The organism is Pseudomonas sp. 15C (genome assembly GCF_055484735.1).
In genome coordinates, this window is sequence record NZ_JBUDGD010000003.1 from 102,350 (window position 1) to 124,499 (window position 22,150).

Here is a 22,150-nt window from a genome sequence, read left to right on the forward strand (position 1 = left end):
GAACGGTCAGCCGCCAGGAAAATCAAGGCCTTGCACCGGTTTAACCCTGGCATCTGTGGTGACTTTTCTTTATCGTACGCGCCCTTTGAAAAACGCTTGGAAGATCAAAATGTTGGAAGCATCCCTCAGCCAATTGGAACAGCTCGTCAGCGACCTGGTGCAACAGAACCAGACCCTCGCGCAGACCAACCAGACCCTGTCCACGGAACTGGCCCAGGCCAAGGATGAAAACGAAAGCCTGCAACTGAACCTGATGGAGCAGGAAGAAAAACACGGCGCCACCGCTGCCCGCATCCAGGCACTGGTTGATCGCGTCAATGCCGGCCCTGTCAGCGCATGAACCATGGCACAGCAGGGGTAAAAGTCATCTCCATTCTCGGGGAGGACTATTCGATCAAGGCACCGGCCGGGGAAGAACAGACCCTGCTGGACGCGGCCATGATGCTCAAGGCCGCGCTGGAAGATACCAAGCGCAAATACCCGACCCTGATCGGCGACCGCTTGCTGGTGCTGGCGGCGATGAATCTGTGCTCGCAGCAGATCGAAATGAAGAAGCAGCACCAGGAAGAACTCGACCGTTATCAAGAGCAAGTCAGCGCCACGGTCGACACCATCGCCAAGACCATCAATCAGGGTTGACGGGTCGCCAGAATCTCGTCGCCCCTCAACGGAGCGCTCTGTTCAGGGGCGCTTCAGGCGATGACCAGTTCGCAGTGATATCGACCGCCAGACTCGAAAATGTTTTTTGCAGTTATGGTGCGTTTGCTTCCGTTGAAATCAAACGTTTCGTCCTTGCTGGCAGCCCAAAGCATAGCGTTATGGGGGACAGGTTGCTCAGACACCAGCGTTTCATCTTTCAAAGACACTTCAATTTTGTAGTCGAAATCGCTGGCGGCGAAGTGTTTTGCGGTCACTACCGCGTCGTTTTGACCTCGTCGTAGCGTATCGCCGATTTTTATGTGCAACAGCATGAGGTCAAGAGATTCGCTTTCTGTCGACTTTAGCTCGTCCATATCCGTATCCGTTGTGTGGTTTACCATATGAAGGTTCAAGGATACGCGGCCATTGCTTCAGTGGAACCTGTCAGGTTTTACAGGTGACAGGACAAGCGATTTATGGGTGTGCAGCAAAGCAACTGGATATGATCAGGCTGAGCTGATGCGTGATCAATCTGGCTCCTGCGCAGGCAAGCCACTCGCACCGGGTCACGCCCAGAGACCCTGTGAGAACGGACTTGCCTGCGAAGAGGGAATAAGCCGCTACGCACGTTCGAGATCAGAACCACTCCTCCCGCATCCCCAGACACGTATCATCCCGCGCCTCGAGCAAGTCCAGCTCATGCTGACAACCTGGCACTTCCCACGTCAGGAAATACCGCGCCGCCTGCAACTTGCCTCTATAAAAGTCGGCGTCCGCGGCATTTCCCTTGGCCAGTCCTTCTTCGGCGCGAATCGCCTGCTCCAGCCAGCGCCAGCCGATCACCGTGTGCCCGAATACCTTCAGGTACAGCGCCGAGTTCGCCAGACTGCTGTTGACCTTGCCCTGCGCCAGATCGGTGAGCAAACCGAGGGTCACGGTTTGCAGGCGGGCCACGAGTTTTTCCAGCGGCTCACGCAGCGCGGTCAGCGATTCATGCGCGGTTGCACGTTCGCCCGTAGTGGCGATCAGGCGAATCAGTTGTTTCAAGCCTGCGCCGCCGTTCTGCGCCAGTTTGCGCCCGAGCAGATCCAGCGACTGAATGCCATGAGTGCCTTCGTGAATCGGGTTCAAACGGTTGTCGCGGTAGTACTGCTCGACCGGATATTCGCGGGTGTAACCGTGGCCGCCGAGAATCTGGATCGCCAGTTCGTTGGCCTTCAGGCAGAACTCCGAGGGCCAGGATTTAACGATCGGCGTCAGCAGATCCAGCAACTCATGGGCCTGTTTGCGCTCGGCTTCGGTTTCAAGCGTGGTGGTGTCATCGAACAGGCGCGCGGCGTACAGACCGAGGTCAAAGGCACCTTCGACGTAGGATTTCTGCGTCAGCAGCATGCGTCTGACATCCGCGTGCTGAATGATCGCCACCGGTGCGGTGGTCGGGTCCTTGCTGTCCGGCACCCGGCCTTGCGGCCGTTCGCGGGCGTACTCCAGCGAATACAGGTAACCGGCGTAACCGAGCATCACCGCACCCATGCCGACGCCGATACGCGCCTCGTTCATCATCTGGAACATGTAGCTCAAGCCCTGATGCGGCTTGCCCACCAGATAGCCGACACACTCGCCTTTATCGCCGAAGTTCAACGCTGTGGACGTGGTGCCCCGCCAGCCCATCTTGTGGAACAGCCCGGCCAGCAGCACGTCATTGCGTTGGCCAAGGCTGCCGTCATCGTTGACCAGAAACTTCGGCACGATGAACAGTGAAATACCTTTAACTCCCGGCGGCGCGTCCGGCAGCTTGGCGAGGACCATGTGCACGATGTTTTCCGACAGCGGATGGTCGCCGCCGGAAATGAAAATCTTGTTGCCCTTGAGGCGATACGTGCCGTCGGACGCAGGCTCGGCTCGCGTGCGAATATCCGACAACGACGAGCCGGCATGCGGCTCCGTCAGGGCCATGGTGCCGAAGAAGCGCCCGTCGATCATCGGCTGCAGAAAGCGTTGCTTCTGCTCCTCGGTGCCAAAGCTTTCGATCAGGTTCGCCGCGCCCATGGTCAGGAACGGGTACGAGGTCGACGCCGCGTTGGCCGACTGAAAATGCGCGAAGCACGCTTGCGACAACAGTGTAGGAAGTTGCATGCCGCCGGCATCGAAACTTCTCGCGGCGTTGAGGAATCCGGCTTCGAGGAAGGCATCCACTGCCGGTTTCACTTCGGGAATCAGAATCGCCCGACCGTCTTCGTAGCGTGGCTCGTTCTCGTCGCCTTTGCGGTTGTGCGGGGCGAAATATTTCTCGGCGATGCTGCGCGCGGTACCGATGGCAGCGTCGAAGGTCTCGCGATTGTGCTCGGCAAAACGTCCACGCCGGGTCAGGCCCTCGGCATCGAGGACTTCGTACAGCTCGAAAGCCAGATTGCGGGAACTGAGCAGCGTCTCGGACATGATGGCTTACCTGAAAAGGAGGTTGGGCCGAGTCTAAGGCGGGGCAATAGAGGCTGAACAGGATGATTGATGGCGGTGATGTTGGAGCCGAGCGCCGACTTAACAAATACACAAACCACAGTGGGAGCTGGCTTGCCAGCGATGACGGCAGGTCAGTCAACATTGATGGTGACTGAAAAATCGCTATCGCTGGCAAGCCAGCTCCCACAGGGATTGTTGCTATGCCGGGCACCTATGCGGGCTGCCCGGTTTAACGGTATCAGCCGATGGTCATCAGGCTGGCATTACCGCCCGCTGCTGCGGTGTTTACACTCAACGCCCGCTCGATCACCAGACGCTCCAGCGCAATATTGGTCTCGCCTTGGGACAGGCCCTGAACGCCGACAATCGCGCCAGCGCGCTTGGCGATCTGCTGGCAGACCCCGCGCAACTGGTCGGAGTGGCCGTGATGCAGAACCGCATCGAACACCACTTCGTCCTTGTTCCAGTCGGAAACCAGTTTGATCCGCGCCTGAATCTCCTTCGGCAGGCGTGCGAACAAGGCCTTGCTGATGTCGGACTCCGGCCACACCGCAGAACCGCCCACCGCCAGTACCGCGGCCAGTTGCGTCAGCAGATCACCTTCGACTTCCGCCAGGCACAGCACGTGTTCGCGCGGCAGGATGGCGTAGCTATTGCGCTCGCCGGTCGGGCCGGCCAGTACGCGGGTGACGCCGCTCTGCGATTGCGCAGCGTACTGCACGCACAGAGTGCTCAGGTCAGCGTATTTGTTGCTCTCAGCCCAGGTTTTCAGCGCGGTCAGCGGTTTGCTCATGGCATCGCGCAGGCGAACGTCCGGCGCTACAACGGCATCACCGCGAGCGAAGGATTGTTCGATAGCGTCGGTAGGACGTGTCGACAGCAGACGGTACAGGTACAGCGGGCCACCGGCCTTCGGACCCGTCCCCGACAGGCCTTCGCCGCCGAATGGCTGCACGCCGACCACGGCACCGACGATGTTGCGGTTGACGTAGACGTTACCGGCGTTGACGTTGTCGATCACCTTGGCGATGGTCTCGTCGATGCGCGTGTGCACACCCAGCGTCAGGCCGTAACCGGATGCGTTGATCTGACCGATCAGCTGATCCAGCTCTTTGCGCTTGTAGCGCACCACGTGCAGCACTGGCCCGAAGATTTCGCGTTGCAGTTCGTCGAAGCTTTCCAGCTCGATCAAGGTCGGCATGACGAAGGTGCCGCGTTTGACTTCTTCGCTGTCGGCGATCGCCACTTGATACACGGTGCGACCTTTGTCGCGCATGGCCTGGATGTGCTTGTCGATGCCGGCCTTGGCTTCGGCGTCGATCACCGGGCCAATGTCCACGGACAGACGCTCAGGGTTGCCGAGACGGCTTTCCGCCATGGCGCCTTTGAGCATTTCGATGACGCGATCAGCGGAATCTTCCTGCAGGCACAAAACCCGCAGCGCCGAGCAACGCTGACCGGCGCTGTCGAAGGCCGACGACACCACGTCGATCACCACTTGTTCGGTGAGTGCCGAGGAGTCGACGATCATCGCGTTCTGGCCACCGGTTTCGGCGATCAGCGGAATCGGACGGCCCTGGCTGTCGAGACGCCCGGCAATGTTGCGTTGCAGCAAGCGCGCGACTTCGGTGGAACCGGTGAACATCACGCCTTTGACGCGCTCATCACCGACCAGACCGGCGCCGACCGTTTCACCGCGACCCGGCAGCAGTTGCAGCACGCCTTCCGGAATCCCGGCTTCAAGCATCAGGCGCACGGCTTGAGCCGCGACCAGCGGAGTCTGTTCGGCCGGTTTGGCCAGTACCGGGTTGCCGGCAGCCAGCGCCGCAGCGACTTGACCACTGAAGATCGCCAGCGGGAAGTTCCACGGGCTGATGCACACCACCGGACCCAGTGGGCGGTGGGCGTCGTTGCTGAAATCGTTGCGTGCCTGCACCGCGTAATAACGCAGGAAGTCGACCGCTTCGCGGACTTCGGCGATGGCGTTGGCGTAGGTCTTGCCGGCTTCGCGAGCGAGCAGGCCCATCAGCGGCTGGATCTCGCCTTCCATCAAGTCAGCGGCACGTTCCAGAATCGCCGCGCGCTCGGCCGGCGGGGTGGCCTGCCAGATCGGTGCGGCGTTGAGAGCGCATTGGATGGCGTTGTCGACGTCCTCGACGGTGGCTTCCTGAACGTGACCGACCACATCGCGATGATCCGACGGGTTCAGCACCGCGGCCGGCGTTTCGTTGCTCGACGCGCAGCCGAGCATCGGTGCGGCTTTCCAGTCGTTGTGTGCCGTGGCGAGCAAGGCGCAGGACAGCGAGGCCAGACGATGTTCGTTGGCCATGTCGATGCCGCTGGAGTTGGCGCGCTCGGCACCGTACAGGTCACGCGGCAGCGGAATGCGCGGGTGCGGCAGGCCGAAACCGCCTTCCACGGTCGCCATCTGCTCGATCTGTGCCACTGGATCGGCAACCAGTTCCTGAATCGAAATCGACTGGTCGGCGATGCGGTTGACGAACGAGGTGTTCGCACCGTTTTCCAGCAAGCGACGCACCAGATACGCCAGCAGCGTTTCGTGTGTGCCGACCGGCGCGTACACGCGGCACGGACGGTTCAGCTTGCCTTCGGCGACTTTGCCGACAACCTGTTCGTAGAGCGGTTCGCCCATGCCGTGCAGGCACTGGAATTCGTACTGGCCCGGGTAATAGTTCTGACCGGCAATGTGGTAAATCGCCGACAGGGTGTGGGCGTTGTGCGTAGCGAACTGCGGGTAGATGGCTTCCGGCACCGACAGCAGTTTGCGTGCGCAGGCAATGTAGGAAACGTCGGTGTACACCTTGCGGGTGTAGACCGGATAGCCTTCCAGGCCTTCAACCTGGGCGCGCTTGATTTCGCTGTCCCAGTAGGCGCCTTTCACCAGGCGGATCATCAGGCGGTGACGGCTGCGGCGTGCCAGATCGATCACGTAGTCGATCACATACGGGCAACGCTTCTGGTACGCCTGAATAACGAAACCGATGCCATTCCAGCCGGTCAGTTGCGGCTCGAAACACAGGCGCTCGAGCAGATCCAGCGACAGTTCGAGACGGTCGGCTTCTTCGGCGTCGATGTTCAGGCCGATGTCGTATTGCTTGGCCAGCAGGGTCAGCGACAACAGGCGTGGGTACAGCTCGTCCATCACACGCTCGTACTGCGCGCGGCTATAACGCGGGTGCAGTGCCGACAGCTTGATGGAGATGCCCGGGCCTTCATAAATCCCACGGCCGTGGGAGGCTTTGCCGATCGAGTGAATGGCTTGTTCGTACGACGCCAGGTACTTCTGCGCATCGTGTTCGGTCAGCGCCGCTTCACCGAGCATGTCGTAGGAATAACGGAAACCCTTGGCTTCGAACTTGCTCGCATTGGCCAGGGCTTCGGCGATGGTTTCGCCGGTGACGAACTGCTCGCCCATCAGGCGCATGGCCATGTCGACGCCCTTGCGGATCATCGGCTCGCCGCTCTTGCCGATGATGCGGCTCAGCGACGACGTCAGGCCGGCTTCGTTGTGGGTCGAGACCAGTTTGCCGGTCAGCAGCAAACCCCAGGTTGCGGCGTTGACGAACAGCGACGGGCTGTTGCCCAGGTGCGGCTGCCAGTTGCCGGTGCTGATCTTGTCGCGGATCAGTGCATCGCGAGTGCCCTTGTCCGGGATACGCAGCAGCGCTTCGGCCAGGCACATCAGCGCCACGCCTTCCTGGGACGACAGGGAAAATTCCTGCAGCAGACCCTGAACAATGCCGGCACGGCCGCCAGCACTTTTCTGGTTACGCAGTTTTTCCGCGATGGTTGCGGCAAGCTTGTTGGTGGCTTCGGCCATCGCTGCCGGCAGACGTGCCTGCTCGATCAGCATCGGCACCACTTCCGGCTCGGGGCGACGGTAAGCGGCGGTGATCGAGGCGCGCAGCACCGATTGCGGCAGGATGCTTTCGGCGAATTCGAGGAAGCACTGGTGGGCGTGATCGGTATGGACTTCACCGGCGTCGTCGGCGTCCTTGGCGGTCAAACCGTTCAGCTCGGTCAGGGTTGCACCACCCTCGAGTTTTTCCAGGTAATTGAAAATTGCCTGCTTGATCAGCCAGTGCGGCGTGCGATCGATCGAGGTTGCGGCAGCCTTCAGGCGTTCGCGGGTCGGGTCGTCGAGTTTGACCCCAAGGGTGGTGGTAGCCATATTTTTATCCTCATGGTTGCCACAGTTGCGTGGCATCAGCTGGCGGCAAGATTAGCCGTGCGTCGAATGAGGTGCAACCGGGTGCAACCCTTTTTTGTCGGAAAAATCCGCAACTCGTCAGGAAATAAATTCCGCGATGAAATCCCTGCTCCTGCTTGGTGCTTTTGCTTCTAGCAAAGGGCCATGACTGCTACAAAAGGGAGCAAAAACAAGGCGATTGTCGGTAATTCCGACTGGGTGCAACTTATTCTCATGAAATTGGTTGCACCTCATTTGATTTGTTGCATAGCATTCGCGCCCAAGGTGCAACCGGATCGAATCCGGTGTACCGGCTGATGGCTTTCCTGGGGAAACATCAGTCATAAATGCGCGGGATCCCGGATCGTCTGCCAAACGTCGTCGTTTGCGTGCGGTTCATCACCGCCGCTACATAAAAACAAAGCCAGGGCGTAACTCAATGAGCGTAAGCAATCCAACCCTGATCACGTTCGTGATCTACATCGCAGCAATGGTGCTGATCGGCTTGATGGCCTATCGCTCCACCAACAACCTTTCTGACTATATTCTCGGTGGTCGCAGCCTCGGCAGCGTCGTCACCGCGCTGTCTGCCGGTGCCTCCGACATGAGCGGCTGGTTGCTCATGGGCCTGCCGGGCGCCATCTACATGTCCGGTCTGTCCGAAAGCTGGATCGCCATCGGTCTGGTCATCGGTGCCTACCTGAACTGGCTGTTCGTTGCCGGCCGTCTGCGCGTACAGACCGAGCACAACGGCGACGCCCTGACCCTCCCGGACTACTTCGCCAGCCGTTTTGAAGACAAGAGCGGCCTGTTGCGGATCATCTCGGCGATCGTGATTCTGGTGTTCTTCACCATTTACTGCGCTTCCGGCATCGTCGCCGGTGCCCGCCTGTTCGAAAGCACTTTCGGCATGTCCTACGAAACGGCGCTGTGGGCCGGTGCGGCGGCAACGATTGCCTACACCTTCATTGGCGGTTTCCTCGCGGTGAGCTGGACCGACACCGTGCAAGCCACGCTGATGATCTTCGCGCTGATCCTTACGCCGGTCATCGTCCTGCTGGCCACCGGCGGCGTCGACACCACGTTCCTCGCCATCGAAGCCAAGGATCCAAGCAACTTCGACATGCTTAAAGGCACCACTTTCATCGGCATCATCTCGCTGATGGGCTGGGGTCTGGGTTACTTCGGTCAGCCGCACATCCTCGCGCGTTTCATGGCCGCGGACTCGGTGAAATCGATTGCCAAGGCGCGTCGCATTTCCATGACCTGGATGATCCTGTGCCTGGGCGGCACCGTGGCTGTGGGCTTCTTCGGTATCGCTTACTTCTCGGCGCACCCGGAAGTGGCGGGTGCGGTGACTGAAAACCCTGAGCGCGTGTTCATCGAACTGGCCAAGATCCTCTTCAATCCGTGGGTTGCCGGTGTCCTGCTGTCGGCGATTCTGGCTGCGGTGATGAGTACTTTGAGTTGCCAGTTGCTGGTGTGCTCGAGCGCCCTGACCGAAGACTTCTACAAAACCTTCCTGCGTAAATCCGCCTCCCAGGTGGAACTGGTCTGGGTCGGTCGCGCCATGGTGCTGCTGGTTGCACTCATCGCGATCGCGCTGGCCGCCAACCCGGAAAACCGCGTACTGGGCCTGGTGTCCTACGCCTGGGCTGGTTTCGGTGCCGCGTTCGGCCCGGTAGTGCTGATTTCCGTGATCTGGAAAGACATGACCCGCAACGGCGCGCTGGCCGGCATCATCGTCGGTGCTGTCACCGTGGTGGTGTGGAAGCATTTCGAACTGCTGGGTCTGTACGAAATCATCCCCGGCTTCATCTTCGCCAGCCTGGCGATCTACTTTGTCAGCAAGGCCGGCGAGCCGACTCGCGGCATGGTCGAGCGCTTCCAGGCAGCGGAAAAAGATTTCAATCTGAACAAGTAAGGCGCTGAGCTTCGGCTCACATTAAACGGCCCGTTTCCGAAAGGAGACGGGCCGTTTTTTTGTGCCCATGATTTCTCACATGCATTGGAGAACCCTGTGGGAGCTGGCTTGCCAGCGATGGCGGTGCGTCAGTCAATGAATAAGTTGAATGTGCTGACCTCATCGCTGGCAAGCCAGCTCCCACAGGGTTTTGTGGTGTTTGTTCGGATTTGTCTGTAGTCGGATGTGCCAATTTTCAGAGGTTTTTCGACAATAGAAGTAGGGAAAATCTGATTTTCCCGTCACCCGCTCACCACCCCTTGCCCCTCATGCAGAATCGCCCGCCCTCAAACTGCAGAGAGACATCGGATGTTTGCGCCTGCCAATCAACCGCGTTTCACGTTGACCCTCGAAGGCGCCCGGGATGAGCTCAAAGTGCTTGAGTTCACGGGCAAGGAAGCCATCAGCCAACCCTATCGTTTCGAGCTGGAGCTGGTCTGTGAACGGCCGGATCTCGACCTGGAAAGCCTGCTGCACGGTCAGGCGTTTCTGAGTTTCGATGCACGCGGTGGCGGTATCCACGGTCAGATTGATCAGGTCGGGCAGGGTGATTCCGGGAAACGTCTGACGCGCTATCACGTCAGTCTGGTGCCGCGGCTGGCTTATCTCGGCCACCGCATCAATCAGCGGATTTTTCAGCATCAGACGGTGCCGCAGATTGTTGCGCGGGTGCTCAAGGATCACTCGATCCTGCGCGATGCCTTTGAATTTCGCCTCGGCAGCGACTACCCGGTGCGTGAGTATTGCGTGCAGTACACCGAGAGCGACCTGGCGTTCATCCAGCGGCTGTGCGCCGAGGTCGGCATTCATTACCACTTTCAGCACAGCCCGCAGGGCCATCTGTTGGTGTTCGGCGATGACCAGACGGTTTTCGCGCGTCTGCCCGAACCGACGGTGTACCGGCCGGGCAGCGGCATGTCGGCTGGGGCGTCGGCGGTGCAGCGCTTCAACGTGCGCGTGCAAACCCGCACCAGCGTCGTCACTCGGCGCGACTACAACTTCGAAAAGCCGCACCTGCAATCGCACAGCCGTGTCGACAGCGAACAGCGGCCGGTGCTGGAGGATTATCACTTCCCCGCCAATTTCACTGACCGGGAAACCGGCAAGCACCTTGCTCAACGGGCGCTGGAACGCCATATCGCCGATTATCGTCAGGCCGAAGGCATCAGCGATGAATCCGCGCTGATCAGTGGACATTTCCTGAAACTGACCGAGCATCCGCGTCAGGACTGGAATGATCTGTGGTTGCTGACTGCCGTCGAACACCATGGACGCCAGCCTCAGGTGCTGGAGGAGTCGGTGACCAGCGATGGTGAAGGCTTCCAGGGTTACCGTAATACTTTTCTCGCCACGCCGTGGGATGTGTTCTTCCGCCCGGCGCTGGGGCCGGACAAACCGCGCATGCTCGGCTATCAACCCGCTGTGGTGACCGGGCCGAAAGACAGTGAAATCTACTGCGACGAGTACGGTCGGGTCAAGGTGCAGCTGGCCTGGGATCGCGACGGTGAGCTGAACGAACACTCCAGTTGCTGGCTGCGCGTTGCCACCGGTTGGGCCCATGACCGTTACGGCAGCGTGTTGATTCCGCGAGTCGGCATGGAAGTGCTGGTCGGTTTCATCGATGCCGACGCGGACAAACCGCTGGTAATGGGCTGCCTGCCCAACGCGGCGACGCCGGTGCCGCTGGACCTGCCGGCCGACAAGACCCGCAGCATCTTCCGCAGCCAGAGCAGCCCCGGCGGCGCTGGCTATAACGAACTGCGCATCGAGGACAGGAAAGGCGCCGAGGAAATCTACCTGCGCGCCCAGCGCAACTGGACCCAACATGTGTTGCACGACCAGCAAGTGCAGGTCGACAACCAGCGCAGCATTGTCGTCACCGGCACCGCCCGGCACGAGCTGAAGGCCGATGAACAGCGCATTACCCACGGCCATCGGCAGACCGAAGTCAGGCAGGACGATCATCTGAGCGTCAGCGGCGAACGGCATATTCGGGTCGGCAGCCAAACCCTCAGCGCCAGCGCTCAATTTCACGTCAGCGCTGGCCAGCAAGTGGTCATCGACGGTGGTGCGAGCGCCACGATTCAGGCAGGCGGGCAGTGGATCAACATCGGTCCCGGCGGAATTTTCAGCAGCGTACCGATCGTCGTCGGTGGCGCGCCGATGGCAGCGCTGAGCGCCGCGCCGGTCGTGCCGGGGTTGCCGGAAAAACTCGCCGCCGCGCCGGCTGCCGTGCTGACCGCCGCACAGATCATGAGCTTCAAAGGCGATGCGCCATTCTGCGAAGAGTGCGAGCGCTGCAAGGACGGTGTCTGTGCAGCCTGATTTGCTGTCACCGGCCGATTGGCTGGCGCACGCGCCGTTGCAGGCCGGGGAGCAATTGTTCGCGGTGTTCAGCCATGCCAGCGCCGCCAAACCGCCCGGGGCATGGCTCGATGCGGCGAGCCCGCTGTGGGCTGACACGGTTTATGCCGAGTGGGATGCGGTGATGCCTTGCGTGGGAATTGTCAGCGTCGACAGTGAGTTTTTGCATTGGGTCACCGATACCGAGTCGCGCGATTGGGGTTGGCTGTTGGTGTCTTCGGCAAGCCTGGAGGGGCTGGTCGAGCATTTTCGAAGCCTGACTCAAGTGCTGATGCCGAAAGGCAAAACGGTGTTTTTTCGTTTCTGGGACGGGCGTTTTTTGTTGCCGCTTTTGCAGTCTGATGAGGTGGATGCACGGCAACTGTTCCCTGTGGTCAACCGCTCCCTGATCAACGGCCAGGCGCTGCACATCGGTGGCGCGGTGCAGTCCTCGGGCAAGGTCTTTCCTTGGTGGCGGGTGCCGGAATCGGTGCTGGTGCAGGAGGGCAACGCCGTTCGCACGACCAACGCGATGCAGTGGCTGAGCGAAGAAAACCCGGTGATATTTGAAGCCTTTCCCGAGGCCGTTCTGTGCTGCAAGGTCGGGCAGTTTTTTCAGCTTTCAATGTCGGAAGATTCTTCGCAATCGGCGTTGCTGGCGTATTTGCTGGCAGAGCTGGAATGACATTTCGGGGCAATGGCCTCGGAGATTTCCTTCGAGCTGCGGCGGATTGCATGAACTGGTGGGCGGTGGGTTGCAGGGATAGTCTTTTCGTTGTCACTGCGGGAGTGGTGACAGGGTGTAGGAACCCTTGCTTTCATGGCGTTACAGTTCGTTGGTTTCTTATGGAGCTTGGTTCAAGTCCCTAAGATCGTTCGCGGCGGCTGTGCGTGGGACACGCTTCGGCGTGACCGAGGTCCATGATTGCTCGGTTCCTACTCTTGCGCACAGCTGCCACCCAAACCTGTAGGAAGGTGAATTGGCGGCTCACCTTTATCAATCATGGAGCTGACAAATGACCAATATGCATCCCGATCCACCCTACAAAAAAATCATCCCTCACCCGGACAACCGCTTCATGGCGCTGACCGACAATTGCAGCGACATGCCAACGCTGTTCATCGACACCCACGTCCCCCTCGACATCCTCATGGAAGCCGCCAATCACCGCTTGCGCGCCGTGATTCAGGTACTGGAAAACATGTGCATGCGCGGCTCGGTCGAATGCGACTCCGTCATCCTCAGCGACTTCGCCCGGCTTTGCGTGATTCCCTTGCGTGACGGCTGTGATGTGCTCGATGTCATCGGCAGGCGGTTGCGCGAGATGCCTTCCTGATGCTTAAAAGCAACATCAAAAGATGTCAATCATCAACGATGTAAGCATCCTGAGTCCGGATAAAACGGTCGAACGCTTCTGAGTTGTACACCTGTAGGCAACCATGGAATATCATTTTTTTGTCCGAGTAATCTCTGTTGGCAGATATCTGGTCAGAAGCCGCAAACATATAGTTTCTGGTTTCTTTATAGGGATCGTGTAAAACCTTATGCGTATCTTCATTTTCCATGACGGTGTGCATGCCTTTGCCAAAGTGCGAGTAGGCGCCGGCGGACATTTCGATGTCATGCTCCAGCGCAGACTTTTGATTGAATGGCTTGAGTATGCACTCGCTCAATCCGTAGTTCTTAAGCGTTTGTCTGGCTTGATCGGTGCGGTTTTCGTCGGCAAGTGCGAGATATGGGCTTAGCACGCCGAGTAGGAAAATGAACGGGTATCGCATGAGTTTTTGACTTCCTGTCTCTGATTTTTCGCAAGTGTAACTGCGTTAAAAGCAAAAACCCTCACCCTAACCCTCTCCCAGAGGGAGAGGGGACTGATCGAGTTGTCTGGGTGAGGTGCGCCGACCTGCGACTTCAGCGGCGCACTTTGCTTCGCCAGGCTTAAGTTCGCGCTGATCTTTCAGATCGACATAAGCCGCAAGATCACCTCAATCAGTCCCCTCACCCTGGCCCTCTCCCTCCGGGAGAGGGCCAGGCTTTCGTCCGCTCGGCCGCCAACCCCTGACTTGCCACGCGGTAAAAGGTAAACTTTGCGCCCTTCGCAGGAGCAGCCATGAATTATCGTCACGCCTTCCATGCCGGCAATCACGCCGATGTGTTCAAACACCTGACCTTGACCCGCCTCATCGCCCTGATGTCGCGCAAGGAGCAGCCGCTTGCCTATCTCGACAGCCACGCCGGCATCGGTCTGTACGACTTGCAGGGCGATCAGGCCAACCGTACCGGCGAGTACCTGGAAGGCATCGCGCGCTTGTGGGATCAACCGGATCTGCCGGCGCTGACCGCTGACTACATGAACGTGCTGCATGAGATGAACCCCGATGGCCAGTTGCGCTATTACCCTGGTTCGCCGGAGCTGGCGCGGCGTCTGACCCGCCCACAGGACCGGGTGATGCTCAATGAGAAGCACCCTGAAGATGGTGTGCTGCTCAAAGACAACATGGCCGGTGATCGCCGGGTGAAAGTGCATCTGGGCGAAGGCTGGCATGTCGCGCGGGCGATGTTGCCGGTGCAGGAAAAGCGTGCGGTGATGTTGATCGATCCGCCGTTTGAACAACTCGATGAAATGCAGCGCTGCGCAGCGTCGATGAAAGAGGCGATCGGGCGCATGCGCCAGACCGTGGCGGCGATCTGGTACCCGGTCAAGGATCAGCGCGCGTTGCGGCGTTTCTATCAGGACCTGGCCGGCACCGGTGCGCCGAAGTTGTTGCGCGTGGAACTGCTGGTGCATCCGCTGGATACGCCGAACAGCCTGAACGGCTCCGGTCTGGCGATTGCCAATCCGCCGTGGGGGCTGGAGGAAGAATTGCGCGAGTTGCTGCCGTGGTTGTCGAAGAAGCTTGGCCAGACTCAGGGTGGCTGGCAGATGGATTGGCTGATCGCGGAAAGCTGATAAACAGCAAGATTGATCGTTCCCACGCTCCGCGTGGGAATGCCTCAATGGACGCTCTGCGTCCGCTGTTGGGACGCGGAGCGTCCCGGTCTGCATTCCCACGCAGAGCGTGGCAACGATCAGTCGGTGTTAGTTGCCCGCCAGACTCGCCGGCATACACACGCCGGTGCCGCCGATCCCGCAATATCCTTCCGGATTCTTCGCCAGATACTGCTGGTGATACGCCTCGGCAAAATACACGGTCGGCGCCTGGTCGATTTCGGTGCTGATTTCGCCCAGCCCGGCCTTCGCCAGTTCCGCCTGGTACAGCGCTTTGCTTTTCAGTGCGGCGTCCAGTTGCTCGGGAGAGGTTGCGTAGATCACCGAGCGGTACTGCGTGCCGATGTCGTTGCCCTGGCGCATGCCTTGGGTCGGGTTGTGCAGTTCCCAGAACATCGCCAGCAGTTCTTCGTAGCTGACTTTGGCCTTGTCATACACCACCAGCACCACCTCGGCGTGGCCGGTCAGGCCTGAGCAGACTTCTTCGTAAGTCGGGTTCGGCGTGAAGCCGCCAGCGTAGCCAACCACCGTGCTGACCACGCCTTCGCGCTGCCAGAAGCGCCGTTCCGCACCCCAGAAGCAGCCGAGGCCGAAGATGGCGAAGTCGACGTCCTGAAAGAACGGGCCGAGCAGTGGGGTGTCTTCGAAGACGAAATGCTTTTCAGGCAGGGTCATCGCGGTTTCGCGGCCGGGCAGGGCTTGTTCTTTGGTTGGAAGCACGTTTTTGTTCACCAGAATTTCCGAGCGCAGAACCATGATCGTTCCTCTCAGTCAGGTTGGATGTGAAAAGTCAGACCGCCAGTGTGCCCAATGATGCCCGGTTAATCACTACCCAAAATGTACGGGTACTCAACCGCTCTTGTAGGAGTGAGCCTGCTCGCGATAGCGGTGGGTCAGTCAGCAGAGAAGTTACAGACGGACCGCTATCGCGAGCAGGCCCACTCCTGCAGGAGGACTGCGGTGGATCAGAGGCAGAGCGGCCCGCGCGGATAGCGCTTGAGCGCCGGGATCAGTTCGGCGCCGGGAATCGGCCGGTCGAACAGGTAGCCTTGGCCGACATCGCAGCGGTGACGACGCAGGAATGCCAGTTGCTCGGCGGTCTCGATGCCCTCGGCGACCACCTTGAGTTTCAGGTTGTGGGCCATGGCGATCACCGCTGAGGTGATTTCCATGTCGTCCTGATTGTCGGGGATTTCGTGGATGAAGCTGCGATCGATCTTGATGATGTCGATCGGAAATTTTTTCAGATAGCTGAGCGATGAATAGCCGGTACCGAAGTCGTCCATGGCCAGGGTCAGGCCCAGACGCTTGAGCTGATCGAGCTGCAAGTGCGTGTCTTCAGTGGCCTCCAGCAGCAGGCCTTCGGTCAGTTCCAGCTCGAGCAGATTGGCCGGCAGCGCTTCTTCCTTGAGGATGTTGGCGATGGAGGCGACCAGGTCCGGATCGGAAAACTGCTTGGGTGACAGGTTGATCGCCACTTGCAGATTGCCCAGGCCGGCAGCGGTCAGGGCTTTGCTCATACGGCAGGCCTGACGGGCGATCCATTTGCCGATCGGAATGATCAGGCCAGTCTCTTCGGCGACGCTGATGAATTGATCCGGGCGAATCATCCCGCGTTCCGGGTGATTCCAGCGCAGCAGCGCTTCCATGCCCAGCAGGCGACCGCTGCGCAGGCACAGCTTGGGCTGATAGAACACGTCGAGTTCGTTCTGGGTCAGGGCGCGGCGCAGGTTGTTCTCGACAAACAGTTTGTAACTGGCCTCGGCATTCAGCGCTTCGGTGAACACCTGCAACTGGTGTTTGCCGTTGGCCTTGGCCTTGTGCAGCGCCAGACCGGCGTTACGCATCAGCGTCTGCGGGTCGCGCCCGTGCAGTGGTGCGCAGGCCAGGCCGACCGAGCCGGTGACGCTGATCAACTGGTTATCGACGAACATCGGTTTGTCTAGGGTCAGCAGCAACTGGCTGGCAATCCGCTGCCCCGCTTCGAGGTCGGTATTGTCGAGCAATACGGCAAATTCGTTACTGGCGAAGCGCGCCAGACTGCCGCTTGGGCTGAGACTGTTGCGCAGACGCCGGGCCAGGCTGATCAGCAGTTTGTCGCCGGTCTGATGGCCGAGGCTGTCGTTGATGCGCTTGAAGTTGTCGATGTCCACCAGCAGCAGGCTGATCGGCGTATCGCTGTCACGGGCGAAGCGCTCGTCGAGGTTGCGGATGAAGGCCGGACGGTTGCCGAGGTTGGTCAGGTTGTCGGTATAAGCCAGGCGCTCGATGCGCTGCTGCGCCAGTTTGGTCTGGGTGATGTCTTCGTAGATGCCGATGTAATGCGTCAGCTCACGGTTGTCGCCGTACACCTTGGAAATCGACAACTGGCCCCAGTACGGTTCGAGATTTTTCCGGCGGCTTTTGAATTCGCCCTGCCAGCTGTTGCTCTGGGCCAGCGCCGAGGGCGCGTCGAACAGCAGTTCGCTGAGGTTTTCCAGCGCCGGCAGTTCCGACAGGCGCTGGCCGTGGACTTCTTCAGTGGAGTACTGAGTGATCGCTGTGAAGCTCGGGTTGACGTACTCGACCACACCGTCGCAGTTGACCAGCAAAAAGGCGTTGGCACTTTGTTCGACCGCACGCTGGAACAGGTGCAGGGCGCTGGTGGCGGTGCGGCGGTTGTGATTGTTGATGACTTGCGCGAACTGATCGGCCAGCTCACCGGCAAACGCGATCTCGTCGGACTGCCAGGCGCGGGTGACGCCGGTCTGCTCCAGGCAGAGCACGCCGACCACCTGGCCGTCGACGCGGATGCTTGCGTCGAGCATGGCATTGACGTCACGCGGGCGCAGGGCTTCGGCCATCTCGCGGGTACGCGGATCGCGCATCGCGTTGTGGGCGTCGATGGCGCGGCTGCCATGCAGCGCTTCCAGGTAGTCGGGGAAGTTGCCGATATCGATCACGTCCGGAAGGATGTATTCCTGGGTCGCGCGATGGTAAGCCGAGATCGGCACCAGCAGATTGCCCTCGAGATTCCACAGGCTGGCGCAGTCGATTTCATAGATATCACATGCGCAGCGGGTGATCAGCTCGGCAGCTTCCTGCAAGGAATTGTGCGTGCTGTAGCGCTGACGGGCGAGCAGCAGAATCAGCTCCTGCTGGGCGCGCACGCGCTCCAGATGCTGCAGTTGTTCCTGCTGCGCACGTTGATTGAGTTCAAGGGCGATCTGCAGCCGCGAGTTCTGCGTCTCGAGGTCGACAGAGGGCAGTAGCGGCGGCTCGCTGAATACGTCGTCGACCGCCAGCAGGTAACCGCGCAGCAGATGCCGATTGTGCTGTTTATAGGCTTCACCCAGCTCCAGAATGCTCAGCACCCCGGAGGCGGTGTGCAGGGTGTAGCGCACCAGATAATGCGGGCTGACGGTGAGCTGTTGCTGGATCGCATCATGCAATTGATAGCGCGCTTCCGGTTCCATCAGGCTGGCATACGGCGAGCCGACCAGCGCACACAGCTCGACCGCCGGCTGGCCGAACTGGCGTTCGCAGTTGGGATCGAGAAACAACATGGCCCAACTGGCTTCATTCAAGCGCTCGAAACGCAGCATGCCGAGCCGCGAGGGCACAGGCAACTGCGTCACTACCTCGGCCGCCATACGGCTGGCGGCATCGGGTTGGCTCTTCATGAAGGGAACTCGCTTGGAAATATGCTGAACGCGCCGGGCTCGCGCCCTCTTAACTGTTGCCTGCGGCAAGGTTGCATCATTGCGGCCCCGACTGACAAGAGAGATGAAGGCCAAGTGCTATAAGAATATGTCGGCTGGACTGAACATTTCTCCAGCCAGTGCACAAAACTAATGCGCGGAGCATGACAGAGCGCCGTTCCAGAGCGGTTGATGCTCAGCAACGGCGCCCAGTGCACCCACTGATCAGCGTAGGGAAATGACGATTGATTGCAGGCGTTTGCCGTCACGGTCGTGATAGTTGACCTGGATCTGCCTGGCCTCGACCACCAGGTGGGCAAAATTGTCCTCACTGACCACCGTGCTGGTCAGTTCATGCCGATAATCCCCGGCGGCTGTGCGCACCAGTGGCTGATCGAGAATGAACGTCGACGCTTTGGCATACGGCAGCAGTTTGCTGTTGCACAGCGGCGATGACACTACCGTGTGCACCTCGAAGTCCGGGTCTTCGCTGTGGCTCAGGCGCGCGGTCAGCGAACCGTGAACATCACCCGAAATGAACACAACGTTCATGATCCGTCGAGTGCGAATCGTTTCCAGCAGGCGCAGGCGTTGTTCCGGAAAGGCTTTCCAGGCGTCATCGCCATGAAGTTTGCGGTCCGGATAGAACATCACGCTGGTCACCACAAACTTGACCCGCGCTTCGCTGTGGATCAGCCATTTGAGCAGGGCCTGTTCCTGAGCTTCATCGAGAATGCGCCGATCATCGGCCGACAAGTTGCGCCGGGTACGACTGTCCGTCACGAACCATTCGATATCGCCGTCGCTGAACTGATACCAGTAATGCTCAAGCGAAGAGCGATTGATTTCGCCGTTAGTTGTCAATGGATGTACCGGGCTGTGACTGGCCTGATACAACTCATAGGCCGCCATCGCGTTGCGGAACAAGTCAACGTCGGATTTATTGGCATTGGCCGGCCAGTTATCTTCGATTTCGTGATCGTCAAGAATCATGTAAGTCGAAGTGCCGGACATCAGCCGTTTTATATTAGGTTGCGATAACGCCGCACGGTATTTTCTGAGAATATCCTGATACTCACGATCCGGCGCAATGCGATTCAGATCGTCGACATAGATCTGGTCACCGGTCATCAATACTGCACTGATCGGTGGCTCAATACCCTCGATCACTTGATTGATCGAAGCAAAGATCCGGTCGCCCAGCTGTGGCAGTGAGGCAATCCCCGCGGTCATGCGCAAATAGCGACACGAACCGACAATATAGGCCCGGGGCTGCATCGGCTTGCTCGAGCGGGTACGCAGGCGATAGATCTCTCGCGGCCATTGCAGCGGCAGCTCGGCGACGCTGTCCGGCGTATGCACCGGACTCATCGGACTGAACCAGCCGGCCTGATATTCATATTCGGTGTCTGTACTCAAGTTGTTGAGGGCAAACACATGTGACACGTCGCGTGTAGCGCTCAGATGCGCAAAGATACCTTTTGACCATTGTTGTGCACCAGCTGGGCGATAACGTACTGCGGCAAACACTCGCGAATTGTTCTGACGGTCGCCACGCAGAAATACACGTGCATGATTGGTTGTAACGTGGCCGACGATCGGCCCGATAGTTGGTTTTAACATGTCGAATCCATTCGAAGTAACTTGAATTAACTGGGTTTGCTAACTTTTATTAGTTGCGGTGGCTGTGCCTAGGTTAGTTGCGTGCCGGACATAAAAGATCGGTGACAAGCCGACCAGTGCTGTGGCCGATATCAACGCGACTTGTAGGAAAAGGAAGGAAAAGGTTTTTCTTCAGGCAAAAAAAAGCCCCGCCAGATGACGGGGTTGAGGTACGAGCGTGTGGCGCTCGAAAGGGTGCAGCAAGCGGCCCTCCGTTGCCGGAGGGCCGTTTGGATTACAACAGGATGGTGCGGATGTCGCCCAACAGGCTGCCCAGACGCTGGGTGAAGCGCGCGGCAGCGGCGCCGTTGATCACACGGTGATCGTAGGACAGCGACAGTGGCAGCATCAGTTTCGGCTGGAAGGCTTTGCCGTCCCAGACGGGCTGGATGGTTGCCTTGGACACACCGAGGATCGCCACTTCCGGCGCGTTGACGATCGGCGTGAAGCCGGTGCCGCCAATATGGCCGAGACTGGAAATGGTGAAGCAGGCGCCTTGCATCTCGTCCGAGGACAGCTTCTTGGTGCGGGCTTTTTCAGCCAGCGAAGCCGCTTCGGCTGCCAATTGCAGCAGGCTCTTCTGGTCGACGTTCTTGATCACCGGCACCAGCAGGCCATCCGGAGTGTCGACGGCGAAGCCGATGTTCACGTATTTCTTGCGAATGATCGCTTTGCCGCTTGGCGCCAGCGAACTGTTGAAGTCCGGCAGCTCCTTGAGCAGATGCGCGCAGGTCTTGAGCAGCAGCGGCAGGATGGTCAGCTTGACGCCAGCCTTCTCGGCCACGGCTTTCTGCGCCACACGGAAGGCTTCCAGCTCGGTGATGTCTGCCGAGTCGAATTGCGTGACGTGTGGCACGTTCAGCCAGCTGCGGTGCAGGTTGGCAGCGCCGACTTGCATCAGGCGAGTCATCGGCACTTCTTCGATTTCGCCGAAACGGCTGAAATCGACGACCGGAATCGGCGGGATACCCGCGCCACCGGTTGCGCCAGCAGCAGCGGCCGGTGCTTCCTTGGCCTTCTGCATCATCGCTTTGACGTAGGTCTGCACGTCTTCCTTGAGGATACGACCGTGCGGGCCGCTGGCGCCGACAGCGCTCAGCTCGACGCCGAACTCGCGGGCCAGTTGACGCACGGCCGGACCTGCGTGAACTTTCGCGCCTGGCTTGGCCGGTGCGGCAGCTGGAGCGGCAGCAGCAGGTGCGGCAGCAGCGGCAGGTGCCGGAGCGCTCGGTGCTGCAGCGGCCGCCGGAGCTGGAGCTGCAGCAGGCGCAGCGCCTTTGACCTTCAGCTTGAGGATCAGATCGCCGGTACCGACTTCATCATCCAGCTTGATCGAAACGCTTTCGACCACGCCAGCGGCAGGCGATGGAATTTCCATGCTGGCCTTGTCGGATTCCAGGGTGATCAGCGACTGGTCGGCTTCGACGGTGTCGCCGGCCTTGACCAGCACTTCGATGATCTTGGCCTTGCCGGCCGAACCGATGTCCGGCACGTGGATGTCCTGAACGCTGTCGGCGACCGGTGCCGCCGGAGCAGCAGCAGCAGCCGGCGCTGGCGCAGCGGCGGCAGCAGGCGCGGCAGCCTGAGCCGGAGCGGCCGCAGCAGGCGCCGCAGCACCCGCCACTTCCAGGTCCAGAATCAGGTCGCCAGTGCCGACTTCGTCGTTGAGCTTGACGCTGATGGCCTTGACCACGCCGGCGGCAGGCGACGGGATTTCCATGCTCGCCTTGTCGGATTCCAGAGTAATCAGCGATTGATCAGCTTCGACGGTGTCGCCGACCTTGACCTGAATCTCGATGATCTGCGCCTTGCCCGACGAACCAATGTCCGGCACGTGCACTTGCTGTACCGAAGCGGCAGCAGGTGCAGCGGCAGGTGCGGCAGCAGCAGGTGCCGCAGCCGGTTTTTCTTCAGCTTTGGCAGCCGGAGCCGCCGCCGGAGCAGGTGCCGCTTCAGCAGCGCCCTCGACTTCCAGCTCGAGCAGTTCGTCGCCTTCTTTCAGGCGGTCGCCCAGCTTCACTTTCAGGCTTTTGATGACGCCGGCTTTCGGGGCCGGCACTTCCATGCTGGCCTTGTCCGATTCCAGAGTCAGGATGCTCTGGTCGGCTTCGATGCGGTCGCCGACCTTTACAAACAGTTCAATTACTTCACCTTCACCGCTGCCGATGTCAGGTACGCGAATGAGTTCGCTCACAAAATGTCT

At 59.8% G+C, this 22,150-nt stretch carries 15 protein-coding genes; 7 read left to right on the forward strand and 8 right to left on the reverse strand.

The genetic code is table 11. The annotated features are described in order from the left end of the window. Window positions 1-109 precede the first annotated feature (109 nt). Together ACYYKW_RS03260 and ACYYKW_RS03265 are read left to right on the forward strand one after the other, a co-directional pair. Window positions 110-340, forward strand: coding sequence for a hypothetical protein (locus ACYYKW_RS03260; RefSeq protein WP_007909525.1), 231 nt, complete (start codon window positions 110-112; stop codon window positions 338-340). Next, window positions 337-639, forward strand: coding sequence for a cell division protein ZapA (locus ACYYKW_RS03265; protein WP_093105618.1), 303 nt, complete (start codon window positions 337-339; stop codon window positions 637-639). The genes ACYYKW_RS03260 and ACYYKW_RS03265 overlap by 4 nt, the downstream gene beginning before the upstream one ends. Before the next feature lie 53 nt (window positions 640-692). Here ACYYKW_RS03265 and ACYYKW_RS03270 read toward each other — a convergent pair whose 3' ends face one another. From ACYYKW_RS03270 to putA, 3 genes are all read right to left on the reverse strand, one after another. Next, entirely contained in the window at window positions 693-1,013 is a 321-nt protein-coding gene (locus ACYYKW_RS03270) for a hypothetical protein (RefSeq protein WP_464989396.1), read from the reverse strand. A 262-nt stretch (window positions 1,014-1,275) separates the two neighbouring features. Continuing rightward, on the reverse strand, window positions 1,276-3,078 hold the full coding sequence (locus ACYYKW_RS03275) for an acyl-CoA dehydrogenase (protein ID WP_464989397.1): 1,803 nt from the start codon (window positions 3,076-3,078) through the stop codon (window positions 1,276-1,278). Between the two features lie 259 nt (window positions 3,079-3,337). Further along, window positions 3,338-7,291: a trifunctional transcriptional regulator/proline dehydrogenase/L-glutamate gamma-semialdehyde dehydrogenase gene (gene putA, locus ACYYKW_RS03280; RefSeq protein ID WP_336355883.1), complete on the reverse strand. Its 3,954-nt coding sequence runs from the start codon at window positions 7,289-7,291 to the stop codon at window positions 3,338-3,340. Between the two features lie 457 nt (window positions 7,292-7,748). On the opposite strand from putA, the gene putP reads away from it, so the two are divergent. From putP to ACYYKW_RS03300, 4 genes are all read left to right on the forward strand, one after another. Beyond that, window positions 7,749-9,233: a sodium/proline symporter PutP gene (gene putP, locus ACYYKW_RS03285; protein ID WP_464989398.1), complete on the forward strand. Its 1,485-nt coding sequence runs from the start codon at window positions 7,749-7,751 to the stop codon at window positions 9,231-9,233. Between the two features lie 348 nt (window positions 9,234-9,581). Then, window positions 9,582-11,597, forward strand: a complete 2,016-nt coding sequence (locus tag ACYYKW_RS03290; protein WP_464989399.1) for a type VI secretion system Vgr family protein — start codon at window positions 9,582-9,584, stop codon at window positions 11,595-11,597. Beyond that, the gene (locus tag ACYYKW_RS03295; RefSeq protein WP_464989400.1) at window positions 11,587-12,300 is read left to right on the forward strand and encodes a DUF4123 domain-containing protein; all 714 of its coding nucleotides are present in this window, start codon (window positions 11,587-11,589) and stop codon (window positions 12,298-12,300) included. The genes ACYYKW_RS03290 and ACYYKW_RS03295 overlap by 11 nt, the downstream gene beginning before the upstream one ends. Window positions 12,301-12,631: 331 nt before the next feature. Beyond that, window positions 12,632-12,952, forward strand: coding sequence for a hypothetical protein (locus ACYYKW_RS03300; protein WP_336355880.1), 321 nt, complete (start codon window positions 12,632-12,634; stop codon window positions 12,950-12,952). 25 nt (window positions 12,953-12,977) lie between these two features. On the opposite strand, the gene ACYYKW_RS03305 is transcribed toward ACYYKW_RS03300, so the two are convergent. Further along, window positions 12,978-13,394 carry a hypothetical protein gene (locus ACYYKW_RS03305; RefSeq protein ID WP_464989401.1) on the reverse strand — a complete coding sequence of 139 codons (417 nt, stop codon included), beginning with the start codon at window positions 13,392-13,394 and terminating at the stop codon, window positions 12,978-12,980. 332 nt (window positions 13,395-13,726) lie between these two features. Between ACYYKW_RS03305 and ACYYKW_RS03310 the strand changes: the two genes are divergently transcribed. Then, window positions 13,727-14,566 (forward strand): 23S rRNA (adenine(2030)-N(6))-methyltransferase RlmJ, encoded by an 840-nt coding sequence (locus ACYYKW_RS03310; protein WP_464989402.1) that lies wholly within the window; start codon window positions 13,727-13,729, stop codon window positions 14,564-14,566. Window positions 14,567-14,695: 129 nt separating this feature from the next. Here ACYYKW_RS03310 and msrA read toward each other — a convergent pair whose 3' ends face one another. From msrA to aceF, 4 genes are all read right to left on the reverse strand, one after another. After that, the gene (msrA, locus tag ACYYKW_RS03315) at window positions 14,696-15,361 is read right to left on the reverse strand and encodes a peptide-methionine (S)-S-oxide reductase MsrA (protein ID WP_464989403.1); all 666 of its coding nucleotides are present in this window, start codon (window positions 15,359-15,361) and stop codon (window positions 14,696-14,698) included. A gap of 209 nt (window positions 15,362-15,570) precedes the next feature. Next, window positions 15,571-18,267, reverse strand: coding sequence for a putative bifunctional diguanylate cyclase/phosphodiesterase (locus tag ACYYKW_RS03320; RefSeq protein ID WP_203420454.1), 2,697 nt, complete (start codon window positions 18,265-18,267; stop codon window positions 15,571-15,573). A 243-nt stretch (window positions 18,268-18,510) separates the two neighbouring features. After that, entirely contained in the window at window positions 18,511-19,908 is a 1,398-nt protein-coding gene (locus ACYYKW_RS03325) for an alkaline phosphatase D family protein (RefSeq protein ID WP_464989404.1), read from the reverse strand. Window positions 19,909-20,182: 274 nt separating this feature from the next. Further along, window positions 20,183-22,141, reverse strand: a complete 1,959-nt coding sequence (gene aceF, locus ACYYKW_RS03330; RefSeq protein WP_464989405.1) for a dihydrolipoyllysine-residue acetyltransferase — start codon at window positions 22,139-22,141, stop codon at window positions 20,183-20,185. Between the last annotated feature and the right edge of the window lie 9 nt (window positions 22,142-22,150).

What these genes read in the sequence shown, in the direction of transcription:
- ACYYKW_RS03325 (WP_464989404.1), bottom strand. Translation starts at nt 19,908, where the DNA reads ATGTTAAAACCAACTATCGGGCCGATCGTCGGCCACGTTACAACCAAT.
- ACYYKW_RS03300 (WP_336355880.1), top strand. Translation starts at nt 12,632, where the DNA reads ATGACCAATATGCATCCCGATCCACCCTACAAAAAAATCATCCCTCAC.
- ACYYKW_RS03260 (WP_007909525.1), top strand. Translation starts at nt 110, where the DNA reads ATGTTGGAAGCATCCCTCAGCCAATTGGAACAGCTCGTCAGCGACCTG.
- ACYYKW_RS03270 (WP_464989396.1), bottom strand. Translation starts at nt 1,013, where the DNA reads ATGGACGAGCTAAAGTCGACAGAAAGCGAATCTCTTGACCTCATGCTG.
- ACYYKW_RS03320 (WP_203420454.1), bottom strand. Translation starts at nt 18,267, where the DNA reads ATGAAGAGCCAACCCGATGCCGCCAGCCGTATGGCGGCCGAGGTAGTG.
- putP (WP_464989398.1), top strand. Translation starts at nt 7,749, where the DNA reads ATGAGCGTAAGCAATCCAACCCTGATCACGTTCGTGATCTACATCGCA.
- ACYYKW_RS03305 (WP_464989401.1), bottom strand. Translation starts at nt 13,394, where the DNA reads ATGCGATACCCGTTCATTTTCCTACTCGGCGTGCTAAGCCCATATCTC.
- putA (WP_336355883.1), bottom strand. Translation starts at nt 7,291, where the DNA reads ATGGCTACCACCACCCTTGGGGTCAAACTCGACGACCCGACCCGCGAA.
- ACYYKW_RS03290 (WP_464989399.1), top strand. Translation starts at nt 9,582, where the DNA reads ATGTTTGCGCCTGCCAATCAACCGCGTTTCACGTTGACCCTCGAAGGC.
- msrA (WP_464989403.1), bottom strand. Translation starts at nt 15,361, where the DNA reads ATGGTTCTGCGCTCGGAAATTCTGGTGAACAAAAACGTGCTTCCAACC.
- ACYYKW_RS03275 (WP_464989397.1), bottom strand. Translation starts at nt 3,078, where the DNA reads ATGTCCGAGACGCTGCTCAGTTCCCGCAATCTGGCTTTCGAGCTGTAC.
- ACYYKW_RS03265 (WP_093105618.1), top strand. Translation starts at nt 337, where the DNA reads ATGAACCATGGCACAGCAGGGGTAAAAGTCATCTCCATTCTCGGGGAG.
- ACYYKW_RS03310 (WP_464989402.1), top strand. Translation starts at nt 13,727, where the DNA reads ATGAATTATCGTCACGCCTTCCATGCCGGCAATCACGCCGATGTGTTC.